Source organism: uncultured Enterovirga sp. (genome assembly GCF_964242715.1).
GTDB lineage: Bacteria > Pseudomonadota > Alphaproteobacteria > Rhizobiales > Beijerinckiaceae > Enterovirga.
Window position 1 is genome coordinate 40521 of record NZ_CAXTAZ010000023.1, and the last position, 11936, is coordinate 52456.

Sequence of the window (11936 nt, forward strand, 5' to 3'; positions counted from 1 at the left end):
GGAAGAAGACGGGAGGGCTGCTGCTATGTGGAGTAAGGCTTTACGTCGACAAACGGCAGAGCGGTGTTAATCTAGGAGGCAGCTGTGCCTTATGACAGACCTGATTACTCCCGGACGGATTTCACCAAAGCGGCGTTCGTCGCGCACGCGGCCGCCTCATTGTCAGACCTGACCGCTCGCAGCCGATCGAGGTCGAACGACTGCAGCTTTCCGACTGCCGCAGCCATCGCTTTCAAAGTCACGTCGCCATAGCCCTCGGCCACCGTGCGACCGGCATGGCCCATGATCGCATTGTAGACGCGGGGATTGATCTCGGCCTGCACGCATTTGGTCGTGAACAGATGCCGCCAGCCGTGGTTCGGCTGGACATTCGGATCAGGAACGATCGGTCGGACGAACTCGACCATGCGGTTCTTCAACGCTTGAAGTGGACCGAGCACGTCGCCCCCCTTTCCCGGCTTAAGGAAGAGGTGACCTTCAGCGCTCGCCTCGACAAAGGCTGGGAAACCAAGCTCGACAAGCTGATGGTGAAGGACAATGTCCCGCTCCTCGTCGGTTTTCACCGTGCCGGCCTCGGGCGTGATTTTGACCACCCAGAGATCGCCCTCGCGCCGAAGGTCCTGCCGCCGCAGCTGGCCCACCTCGCCAACGCGAGCGCCGCTGAACGCGCATAGCCAAGGCAGCCAGCGCTTCCCGGCCGCAGTGCCGGCCCCTTCGCGCTTCCCTGCAACGTAATGCAAGGCTGCCGAGAGGATCGCGTGGGCCTCCGCTTCAACAAAGCCCTTAGGCCGCACGCGACGTGTCTTGCCGACCTTGATCGTCATCCCGGCCGCCGGGTTCGACGCCAGTTTTCGGTTGCTAACCGCCCAGCCGAATAGCGTCTTCAGAGCCGCCAAGTCGCTGTCCTTCACGGTCTTCGGTGCAGGAGGCTTGCCGGTGCGCTTGTCGGGTGTCTTCAGCCGGTGATCCTTGAAAGCAACGATGTCCTTCGGCGTCACACTCATGGCGTCGTCGCGCTTCAGGAACTCGACAAGGTATCGGACCGCCTTCTCGTAACTCTGATATGTGCTGGGCTTACGCCCGGCTGCCTTCGCCTCGCGCCACCAATCCTCGAAGAGGCCAGTCAAAAGGATTGCGTTGCCCGGTGCTTGCGAGGTTACGGCTGGAAAGCGTTGCTCTGCTGGGTCGGGAGAGTAGTCTCCTTGGGCCGCCCGCTTCAGTCGCAAGCCGGCATGGAGCGAAGCTTCACCAATTTGGAACAGGAGCTTCCGGCGACTGATTGGAGTGATTTCGAGCCCATGACGGGCAAGAACCCACATCGCTAAGTCCCCAAATCGAAGCTCAAGGCTGTTTGCGTTATCGCCTGGACTCAGCCTTTCGACCGCATCCAAGAGCTCGGGACCACGATCGACGCCGAAATGGCCATGTGCGGAATGGTAATCGAGCATGAACTCGCGCCAGGAGGCAGACGGTGGATTGGCTACTCGTCCTTCGATCGCGGCCCACGTGAAGGCTTTCCAGGCTTCCCAGTGCTCGGGCTGGCCCGGCTCAGCTTTGAAGCTGTCGAAGAGCAGGTGATAGACTTCCCCTGCGAGCCCTACGATTTGCATGTGCGTAAGGTCGACTGGGCCTGCACGAACGCCCGCAAACAGGACGTCGAGCTGTGCGTTAACGGCTGCAGCTCGGATCTTTCCAGCGGCTTGTCCCGCGACTCGTAGTGAGAAGCTAACTGCCGACCGAATCTTGACGTCAACGACTTCCTCTGCGGTGGCGCCCACCCTTGGAAGTACGATTGGGTAAACGCGCCCTCGTGCCTTCTCGAGCACCTCCTTCGGCACGCGCCGCTGGTACTGCTGCATGTCGGAATCGCGGCGTTTCGACGCGGTCGTCATATGAAGGCCCATCGAGCGTGTATCCCGGTGATGTATACCGGTCCGTCCCGAATCTGCCTACGATATCAATGCGCCAAACACTTAGCGGCGTTTGGTGCCCAGGAGAGGACTCGAACCTCCACGGCTTGCACCACTGGTACCTGAAACCAGCGCGTCTACCAATTCCGCCACCTGGGCCCCGTCGCCGAAGCGACGCGCCGATGTAGGGGGATGGGCCGGGGCCGTCAATGGCCGCCATTTACCCTGTGCCGAACAAGCACAGGACGGAGCTTTACAATCCCGCCGCCGGCGAGGGACAAAGCTCGGGGATGCGTACACACCTTGGGCGCCTTCGGCGCTCCGGCCGTGAGTTTGCCATGCGTTCAGCCCGTCTTCTCCTCGCCATCTTCGCCCTTGCTCTGGGGGCCTCACCGGCATCGGCCGGTATCCTGGCGCGCGTCGACAATGCTCGCCAGACCATGAGCGTCTTCGTCGACGACCGCCTCGCCTTCACCTGGCCGGTCTCGACCGCGCGGGCAGGATACAGGACGCCCGCCGGCCATTACCGGGTGCAGCGGATGCACCGGATGTGGCATTCGCGAACCTACGGAATGGCGCCGATGCCGTATTCGCTGTTCTTCTACGGCGGCTATGCCATCCACGGCACGTCTGCCGTGAGACAGCTCGGGCGGCCGGCGAGCCATGGCTGCGTCCGCCTCGCGCCTGGCCACGCCCGAACCCTGTTCAGCCTGGTCGAGAGACGAGGCGGCGCCCGGATACGCATCGTGAACTGAGGGTCGGCGGCTTCAGACCGCCTCGCCCGGACGCTTCACGAGCCGGCAGCCGGAGATGCGCCACGTCCCATCGGGCTGGCGTTCGAGGGAATAGACTGCGTCCCAGTCCACGCCCTCCCCATCCTGCACCCGAACGGCCTGCTCGATTCCCTCGCCGCTTTCGCGGACCGGGCCGAATTCGAAACTCCGCGGCCGGTAGACCGGGGCGTAACCCCGGCGCACCATGTCGAGGAAGAGTTCCTGCGTTGGAAACATCCCCTGGATGGAGGGGGCCGCGAGCCCGAATGCGGCGGCAGCGTCGTCCCGCCGGAAAGCGTCGATCTGCTTCTCGATCACGGAGCGCGCCGCCGAACGATCGGCATCCTCAAGGGCGGCGAGCGAGCCCGCACCGAGCGTCACCGCAAGGGCAAGGGCGCAGGCGAGTATGCGGAAATGCGCCACGACGCCCGCCATGCTCCTTCTGCAATCTCGGTCCGTCTGGTTCATCCGCCCGCTGCCCGTCAGGACTGGAGGCCCGCCGTTCTCATCCCCTCGATCGCACGGGACAAGAAAGTCAGGCCCTCGGACGTGAAGGTGATCTCACCGGCGCCGGGTTCGACGAGCCCGGCAGATTGAAGTTCGGCGACGCCGGCCTCATCGGCCCTGTGCCCCTGGCCGTCATCGCGTATGACGCTCTTCACGGGCTGGCCGCTCCCGAGTTGGTGGTAGGCTGCGAATGCGAACACGGCGAGAGCCTTGTCGCTGAGATTCGTCGTCCCGTCTGCCACGCTGTCCGCTCCAGGGTTTCACTTGAGGGTTGAGTCTTAACGGCCATCCGGCAGCACCTGTCTCGGCGCGTCAGAGGTCGTCTCTTCGACCGTCGCAGCATCCACGGGCGGCTCCGCGGCCGGTGCGGACGGGTCCTTTTGCCTAGAGCCGGTTTTGGTCGCCTCAGCGATCTCGTGGGTCGATTGCATGTCAGACATCGCCGTCTCCAGTCTTGAGTCCGAACGCTGCCTCGTGCGCCCTGTTCCTGGTCTCAAGCAGCACCAACGCGTGGAAGGCACGAAATGCGGGATGGTTCGCGCGCGTCCGCGGGGGCGCGGGTGAAATCCGGGCCCGAAGCGCCTAGATAGAGAAGGCGCGAATCGAGCGCGTCCGCCCTGCGCGGTCCGGCGCCGATATCCGAAGCAAGGAAGTCACCCCCATCATGGCAGAGACGACGCCGCAGCCCGATGCCTATGGCGCCGACTCGATCAAGGTCCTCAAGGGACTGGATGCCGTCCGCAAACGGCCCGGCATGTATATCGGGGACACGGATGACGGGTCGGGTCTCCATCACATGGTCTACGAGGTGGTGGACAATGCGATCGACGAGGCGCTGGCCGGCCACGCGACCGAAGTCGGGGTGACGCTGAACCCGGACGGCTCCTGCACGGTCCACGACAACGGCCGCGGCATCCCGACCGGCATCCACACCGAGGAAGGCGTGTCGGCCGCCCAGGTCATCATGACTCAACTCCATGCCGGCGGTAAGTTCAACAACACCGACGAGAGCGGCAACGCCTACAAGGTCTCGGGCGGCCTGCACGGCGTGGGCGTCTCGGTCGTGAACGCGCTTTCCGAATGGCTGCGGCTGCGCATCTGGCGCGCCGATCAGGAGCACGCGATGGAATTTCGCCACGGCGAGCCCGTCGAGGACCTGAAGGTCGTGGCAGAAGCCAAGGGCAAGCGGGGCACCGAGGTCACCTTCCTGCCCTCGACCGCGACCTTCACCATGGTCGAGTTCGATTTCGCGACGCTGGAGAAGCGGCTGCGCGAACTCGCCTTCCTGAATTCGGGTGTGCGCATCGTCCTGACCGACACCCGGCACGGCGACATCAAGCGCGAGGAGCTCATCTACGAGGGCGGCGTCGAGGCCTTCGTGCGCTATCTCGACCGCTCGAAGACGGCGCTCCTCGACAAGCCGATCGTCGTCCGGGCGGAGCGGGACGGCATCTCGGCCGAGGTCGCGCTCTGGTGGAACGATTCGTTCTACGAGAGCGTCCTCTGCTTCACGAACAACATCCCCCAGCGCGACGGCGGCGCCCACCTGACCGGCTTTCGCGGCGCCCTCACCCGCCAGATCACGGGCTATGCCGAGAGCTCGGGCCTCGCCAAGCGCGAGAAGGTCTCGCTCACCGGCGACGATTGCCGCGAGGGTCTCACCGCCATCGTCTCCGTGAAGGTGCCGGATCCGAAATTCTCGTCGCAGACCAAGGACCGGCTCGTCTCGTCCGAGGTGCGCCCGGTCGTCGAGAGCATCCTGAACGAGGGCCTGTCGACCTGGCTCGAGGAGCATCCGTCGGAGGCCCAGAAGGTCGTCGGCAAGGTTGTGCAATCGGCCAAGGCCCGCGAAGCGGCCCGCAAGGCGCGCGAGATCGTCAGGAAGGACCCGCTCGGGATCGCGTCGCTCCCGGGCAAGCTCGCGGATTGCGCCGAGCGCGATCCGGCGAAGTCCGAGCTGCTCCTGGTCGAGGGCGATTCCGCCGGCGGCTCCGCCAAGCAGGGCCGCGACCGCTCCTTCCAGGCCGTGCTGCCGCTCCGCGGCAAGATCCTGAATGTCGAGCGCGTCCAGTTCGAGCGCATGCTGTCCTCGGACCAGATCGGGACGCTGATCACTGCGCTCGGGGCCGGGATCGGGAGGGGCGACGGGCCGAATGCCTTCAACCCCGACAAGCTCCGCTATCACCGCATCATCATCATGACCGATGCCGACGTGGACGGATCGCATATCCGTACGCTGCTGCTCACCTTCTTCTTCCGCCAGATGCCGGAGCTGATCGAGCGCGGCCACCTCTACATCGCCCAGCCGCCACTCTACAAAGTCGCCCGCGGCAAGTCCGCGACCTACCTCAAGGACGAGCGCGCGCTGGAAGACTTCCTGGTCGATGCCGGGGTCGACGGGGCGGTGCTGCGGCTCGCCTCGGGGGCTCAATTCGCCGGTCCGCAGCTTCGCGGGCTGATCGACGAATCCCGGCACGTCCGGCAGGTTATCGGGGCTCTCCACAGCCGCTATGACCGCACCATTGTCGAACAGGCGGCCATCGTGGGCGCCCTCAGCCCCGAAGTCGCGGAAGATCCGGAACGGGCGGACACCGTAGCGGCCGCCCTCGCCACCCGCCTCGACGAACTCGCCGAAGACTTCGAGAGTGGCTGGACGGGCGAGGCGCAGGATGGAGGCTACGTGCTCGTCAGGACGCTGCGCGGCGTGACCCAGGCTGCCCATCTCGATGGCGTCCTGATCGCCTCGCAGGAGGCGAAGCTCCTGCACGAGCGCTCGGAGGCGATGGCCGAGATCTACGGTCGGCCGGCGACGCTGACCCGCAAGGGAGACGAGGTGCCCATCCACGGTCCGTTGTCGCTCTTCGACGCGGTCACCAGCGTCGGCCGCAAGGGCATCGCGCTGCAACGCTACAAGGGTCTCGGCGAGATGACGGCCCAGCAGCTCTGGGAGACGACGCTCGACCGCAGCGTTCGCTCGCTCCTGCAGGTGAAGGTCAAGGATTCTGTCGATGCGGGCGACCTGTTCGTCAAGCTGATGGGCGACGTCGTCGAACCGCGACGCGAGTTCATTCAGGAGAACGCGCTCTCGGTCGCTAATCTCGACGTGTGACCGCGGCTGCCCGGCCGTAAGTCCGGTGGGCCCAGCCATCACAAAATAGGTTGCACACGGGATCATAGCATGTGCTATATCGCGCTGCTGGCCTGGAGTGCCGGCGTGCGAGCGACGTCGATGTCCGCCATCCTGGAACGCCTGCCAACCGCCGCCCCGGCACCGAGCGCGTGGCGTCGAGAGCGCGGCACGGCCTCGCTCGAGGACGTGCATCGCTCGATCCCCGTAACCGGGCCGCCCTGGCGCAAGGCCTTCGCCTTCTTCGGCCCAGGCTACCTGGTCGCCGTCGGCTATATGGACCCCGGCAATTGGGCGACCTCGCTCGCGGGCGGGTCCAAGTTCGGATACTCCCTCCTCTTCATCGCGCTCCTGTCGAACGTGATGGCGATCATCCTGCAGGCGCTCTGCGCCAGGCTCGCGATCGCGACGGGACGCGACCTCGCCCAGGCGTGCCGGGACGCCTATCCGCGCACCGTGGGCTGGGCGCTCTGGCTCCTCGCCGAACTCGCCATCATCGCGACCGATCTGGCCGAGGTGATCGGGACGGCGATCGGGCTGAACCTCCTGTTCGGCATCCCGCTCGAGCTCGGCGTGATCATCACGGCGCTCGACGTGTTTCTCGTCCTCTACCTGCAGAACAAGGGATTCCGCTGGATCGAGGCCATGGTCATCGTCCTAATCGGCGTGATCGGGGTCTGCTTCCTGATCCAGATCGCGATGGCGGACCCGGATTGGGGGGGCGTCATCCGGGGCTTCGCACCGACGACGCAGCTCGTCACCAATCCGGACATGCTCTACCTCGCGCTCGGAATCATCGGCGCGACGGTGATGCCGCATAACCTGTACCTGCATTCGAGCATCGTGCAGACGCGGGCCTACGGTGAGACGGTTCCGGAAAAGCGCGAGGCGCTTCGCTACGCCACGCTCGATTCGACCATCGCGCTGATGTTCGCGCTCACCATCAACGCGTCCATCCTGATCCTCGCCGCTGCGACGTTCCACGCATCGGGCAACACCGCCGTCGAAGAGCTCGACAAGGCGCATACGCTCCTCACGCCGCTCCTCGGCTCCACGCTCGCGCCCACCCTCTTCGCGATCGCTCTTCTCTGCTGCGGCCTGAATTCGACGATCACGGCGACCATGGCCGGCCAGATCGTCATGGAAGGCTTCCTGAACCTCAAGGTCCCTCCCTGGGTCAGGCGGCTGATCACGCGCGGGATCGCCATCATCCCGGCCGCCGTGGTCACCGTGATCTACGGCGAGAGCGGCACCGCGAAGCTGCTCATCCTCAGCCAGGTCGTGCTCGGCCTGCAACTTCCCTTCGCCGTGATGCCGCTCGTCCTCTTGACGGCGAGCGGCGCCAAGATGGGACCCCTCAGGGCGCCGCGCTGGATCACCGCCGTCTCTCTCGTGATCGCGGCCGTGATCATCGCGTTGAACGCAAAGGTCATCGCCGATTTCGTGATGCGGTAGCGCCCTCCCCCCGGGAACGAGACCCGCGCCAGCTAAGGCTGCTCGATCGCGGAGGCCCAGCGACGCTGCGTCGGGGGCAGCCGGTCGATGCGGAGCGGCAGGTCGGTCGGATCGACATACGACGTCGCAACCCGGGCCGCGAGGAGACGCGGCGGATCGGGAAACCAGACATCCGACGACGGAACCTGCATGGCTTGGGCCGTGAAATCCGGCGCAATCCCGGCCGACAGATACGATTGCGTCTCCTCCTCACTTCCGACCTGGACCTCGCGGCCGGACGAGTCCGGAACCCAAGGGGCGTGGAAACCGATCCGGCCACCTGTCGCGATCAGGCGCTCCTGACCCCGCACGAACACCAGCGTGCAGGCCGAGACGCAATAATCCGGAACGTAGGTCGAGAGGCCGTGCGCAGCGACGATGTCGCCGATCTGCTCGGCCTCGTCGACGAGGCCTCCCTCGCTCGTGAGACTGACGAGCTTCACCTCGGGATGGGTGCGCAGCATGCGGCGCAAACGGCGTGCCGTGCCCTCGGTGATCCCGCCCTCCAGGCGGATCTCGGCGGCGGCCGGGCCGAGTTGCAGGCTCGCCGGGTTCGCCTCCTCGGTCGGTGCGTCTGCCCCATTCCTAGGAAAGGCCGCCACGGTCACTCCGGCCGCTGTGACCAGGCAGAGCAGGACCGCGCCAAAACTCCTGGCGGTCATGGAGCGCCGGCCGCGTCGAGATCGTGAGAGATCGGTCCACCGCATGGGCGACATCCCTGCAACCGTGCTGACGACACCTGCCGAAAGCACCGTCCCTGACGAGGAACATGCCCTCGGGTGGCGACCCTGTCAACGATCCGTTCGATATGCAGGACGGCCCGGGTGTCGCACACCTGACCGCATACCGGGTCGACGTCTGAGACATGGGAGAGATCGTGGTGCGGCACTCCGTCACCGTTCTTACTACCGAACAATAGCATGTTGTCCCAGGCGAGGACGGGCGCCCGGCTTGGGTTTACGGCGGCAAGACGCTATGGCCGAAGCATGGAGTGGACCAACGCCCTCGCGCCCTCCCCTTCGGTCCAGCCCCGGTCGCCTTCCGCCACGATGGCGGCGGCGCGGGCGGCCCTGAAGGAGGTCTTCGGCTACGACGAGTTCCGGCCTGGCCAGGAGGAGATCGTGGCCGCGATCCTCGCCGGCGAGGACGTCTTCGCCGTGATGCCGACGGGGAGCGGGAAGTCGATGTGCTTCCAGCTCCCGGCCGTCGTCGATGGTGGGCTGACGGTCGTCGTGTCGCCGCTGATCGCGCTGATGCGCGATCAGGTCCAGCAGATGGTCGCGCTCGGGGTCGCGGCCGCGAGCCTCAACTCGGCCGAGGACGACCTGTCCCGCCGCGACGTGATGGAGCGGCTGGACGCCGGGGCCATTCGACTCCTCTTCGTCTCGCCGGAGCGGCTCGGGGCAGGCGGGCTCGGAGCGCGGCTCCGGCGCGCCGGCATCCGCCGCCTCGCGATCGACGAGGCCCATTGCGTCTCGCAATGGGGCCACGACTTCCGGCCCGAATACCGCCAACTCTCGCGCGTTCGGGAGAGCCTCGGCGAGATCCAGGTCCTGGCCTTCACGGCGACCGCCGACGCCGCGACCCGGGCCGACATCGCGCGCGAACTCTTCCCCGACCCGCCCCGGACCGTCGTCCACAGCTTCGACCGGCCCAATCTGGCTTTGCGCTTCGAGGCGAAGGACCGCCCCTCGCAGCGGATCGAGGCCTTCGTGCGGGAGCGGCAGGGCTCGAGCGGTATCGTCTATGCCGCCTCCCGGAACGGCACGGAGCGGCTCGCGGCCAGCCTCTCCGCCCGTGGCCACAATGCGCTCGCCTACCATGCCGGGCTCGATGCCACCCTGCGCAGTCGCCGCCAGGATGCGTTTCTGCAGGAGGACGGGGTCGTGATGGTCGCGACCGTCGCCTTCGGCATGGGCATCAACAAGCCGGACTTGCGCTTCGTCGTCCATGCCGACATGCCGGCCGGGATCGAGAGCTACTACCAGGAGATCGGCCGTGCCGGTCGCGACGGACTGCCGGCCGACACCCTCACCCTCTACGGCCTCGACGACATGGTGCTGCGGCGCCGACAGATCGACGAGAAGGATGTCGGCGACGAGCGCCGCCGGGTCGAACATCGCCGCCTCGCCGCCATGTTCGACCTCTGCGAGGTCGCCGCGTGCCGGCGCCAGTCGCTGCTCGCCTATTTCGGGGAGGAATCCGGCCCCTGCGGCCATTGCGACCTCTGCCAGGCGGAAGAGCCGCTCCAGGACGCAACGATCGACGCCCAGAAAATCCTGTCCGCCGTAGCCCGGACCGGCCAGCGCTTCGGAGCGGCCCATCTCGCCTCGCTCCTCGTCGGCGAGGCGACCGACGTGATCGTGCGAAACGGGCATGACCAGCTCAAGACCTTCGGCATCGGCCAGAACCGCGACCGCCGCGCCTGGCAGGGCACGATCCGCCAGCTCTTCGCGGCCGGCGCGCTCGGCGAGACGAGCGAGGAGCATGGCGGCTTCCGGCTGACGGAGAAAGGCGAGGCGATCCTGTTCGGCCGGCAGCGGATCGCGCTCAGGGGCCTCGCTCAGCGAAGCACGGCCTCGCGACGGCCGAGGGGAGAGGCCCGCGCGAACCGGCTCGACGGGCTCGACGAGACGCAATCGCAGCTTTTCGAACAGCTGCGCAAAGTGCGATCGAGCTTCGCCAAGCAGGAAGGGGTCGCGGCCTTCATCGTCTTCCCCGACCGCACCCTGATCGACATGGCCAAGCGCCGGCCGCAGACGCTCGCCGACATGCGGGCCGTGGAGGGCGTCGGCGACCGCAAGCTGGTGCGCTACGGCGCGGCCTTCCTGGCCGCCATCCAGGAGGGCGGCGCTTAGCTGGCGTTGGACAGCGCGACGGTCCTGCGCTCGGCCAGGCGGGCGAGAAGCGAGGAGCCGATCGGCAGGATGCCGTCGTCGAAGACATAGGCCGGGTTGTGCACCATAGCGCCCGGCGTCATGCCGAGCCAGAAATAGGCGCCCGGTACCTGGTGCAGCATGTCGGCAAAGTCTTCGCTGCCCATCATCGGTTCGGAGGCGACCCGGGTCAGGTCCGGGCCGACGATCTCGCGCGCGACTTCGAGCGCAGCCTCGGTCTGGGCTTCGCCGTTGACGAGCACGCTGAACACGTCGCGGATCTCGACCTCGGACGTCGCCGCAAAGGCGGCCGCCACCCCGGCCGCGATCTCCCGGATCCGAAGCCGGACGAGTTCGCGCACCTCCTCGTCGAAGCACCGGACGGTGCCGGCGAGATGGGCCGTCTCCGGCACGACGTTGTAGGCCGACCCGGCATGGATCTGCGTGATCGACACGACCGCAGCCTTCAGCGGGTCGACGTTCCGGCTCACGATCGTCTGCATCGCCTGGGCCATCGCGACCGCGATCATGGTCGGGTCGTTGCCGTGCTGCGGCATGGCGCCGTGCGAGCCCCGCCCGGTGATCCGGATGTCGAAGAAATCGGCCGCCGCCATGGCCGGGCCGGGCCGGACGGCGACCTCGCCGCGCGGCCCCTTCGGCGAATTGTGGAGCCCGTAGATCTCGTGGCACGGGAAGCGCTCGAACAGGTTGTCCGCGATCATGGCGCGCGCCCCGCCGAGCCCCTCCTCCGCCGGCTGGAAGATGCAGACCACGCGGCCCGGGAAGGCCCGCGTCTCGGCGAGGTAGCGCGCGGCGCCGAGCAGCATGGTGGTGTGCCCGTCATGGCCGCAGGCATGCATCTTGCCGGCGAAGGTCGAGCTGTAATCGACGCCGCTCGTCTCCTGCATCGGCAACGCGTCCATGTCGGCCCGCAGCCCCACCGTCGGGCCGGGCCGGCCGTCGCCATCGATGATCCCGATCACGCCCGTCTTGCCCACCCCCCGATGCACCTCGACACCCCAGCTCTCGAGCTTCTGGGCCACGATGCCGGAGGTCCGCACCTCCTCGAAACCGATCTCGGGATGCGCATGGAAGTCGCGCCGGATCGCCGTCAGGTCGTCAGCATAGGCGAGGATGCGGTCGATCGGTTTCATGGTTGGCCTTTCGACCGGCTTCGCAAAGTGGGGCCAACAGGGTGGCGATGGCGCGTCGGGTTCTAGCGGTCTGCAACCACCGCGTCATCTGGGTG

At 66.7% G+C, this 11936-nt stretch carries 9 protein-coding genes and 1 tRNA gene; 4 read left to right on the forward strand and 6 right to left on the reverse strand.

Annotation, left to right across the window (positions count from 1 at the left end):
• Window positions 1-104 precede the first annotated feature (104 nt).
• Both ACFE87_RS13035 and ACFE87_RS13040 read right to left on the reverse strand, forming a co-directional pair.
• Window positions 105-1904, reverse strand: coding sequence for a tyrosine-type recombinase/integrase (locus ACFE87_RS13035; RefSeq protein ID WP_375460070.1), 1800 nt, complete (start codon window positions 1902-1904; stop codon window positions 105-107).
• A gap of 80 nt (window positions 1905-1984) precedes the next feature.
• A tRNA-Leu gene (locus ACFE87_RS13040) sits at window positions 1985-2069 on the reverse strand.
• Between the two features lie 179 nt (window positions 2070-2248).
• On the opposite strand from ACFE87_RS13040, the gene ACFE87_RS13045 reads away from it, so the two are divergent.
• Window positions 2249-2665, forward strand: coding sequence for a L,D-transpeptidase (locus tag ACFE87_RS13045; RefSeq protein ID WP_375460071.1), 417 nt, complete (start codon window positions 2249-2251; stop codon window positions 2663-2665).
• Between the two features lie 12 nt (window positions 2666-2677).
• On the opposite strand, the gene ACFE87_RS13050 is transcribed toward ACFE87_RS13045, so the two are convergent.
• Both ACFE87_RS13050 and ACFE87_RS13055 read right to left on the reverse strand, forming a co-directional pair.
• Window positions 2678-3118, reverse strand: coding sequence for a DUF4864 domain-containing protein (locus ACFE87_RS13050; RefSeq protein ID WP_375460072.1), 441 nt, complete (start codon window positions 3116-3118; stop codon window positions 2678-2680).
• Between the two features lie 47 nt (window positions 3119-3165).
• The gene (locus tag ACFE87_RS13055; RefSeq protein ID WP_375460073.1) at window positions 3166-3432 is read right to left on the reverse strand and encodes a hypothetical protein; all 267 of its coding nucleotides are present in this window, start codon (window positions 3430-3432) and stop codon (window positions 3166-3168) included.
• Window positions 3433-3854: 422 nt separating this feature from the next.
• On the opposite strand from ACFE87_RS13055, the gene gyrB reads away from it, so the two are divergent.
• Together gyrB and ACFE87_RS13065 are read left to right on the forward strand one after the other, a co-directional pair.
• Window positions 3855-6299: a DNA topoisomerase (ATP-hydrolyzing) subunit B gene (gyrB, locus tag ACFE87_RS13060; protein WP_375460074.1), complete on the forward strand. Its 2445-nt coding sequence runs from the start codon at window positions 3855-3857 to the stop codon at window positions 6297-6299.
• Between the two features lie 120 nt (window positions 6300-6419).
• Complete coding sequence (locus tag ACFE87_RS13065; protein WP_375460098.1) at window positions 6420-7772, forward strand: Nramp family divalent metal transporter; 1353 nt, start codon at window positions 6420-6422, stop codon at window positions 7770-7772.
• Between the two features lie 32 nt (window positions 7773-7804).
• Here the strand turns inward: ACFE87_RS13065 and ACFE87_RS13070 are convergent, their stop codons facing one another.
• A complete protein-coding gene (locus ACFE87_RS13070; RefSeq protein ID WP_375460075.1) occupies window positions 7805-8518 on the reverse strand; it encodes a hypothetical protein in 714 nt (237 codons plus the stop codon).
• 342 nt (window positions 8519-8860) lie between these two features.
• On the opposite strand from ACFE87_RS13070, the gene recQ reads away from it, so the two are divergent.
• On the forward strand, window positions 8861-10669 hold the full coding sequence (gene recQ / locus ACFE87_RS13075) for a DNA helicase RecQ (protein ID WP_375460099.1): 1809 nt from the start codon (window positions 8861-8863) through the stop codon (window positions 10667-10669).
• On the opposite strand, the gene ACFE87_RS13080 is transcribed toward recQ, so the two are convergent.
• Entirely contained in the window at window positions 10666-11841 is a 1176-nt protein-coding gene (locus ACFE87_RS13080) for a M20 aminoacylase family protein (protein ID WP_375460076.1), read from the reverse strand. The genes recQ and ACFE87_RS13080 overlap by 4 nt on opposite strands.
• Between the last annotated feature and the right edge of the window lie 95 nt (window positions 11842-11936).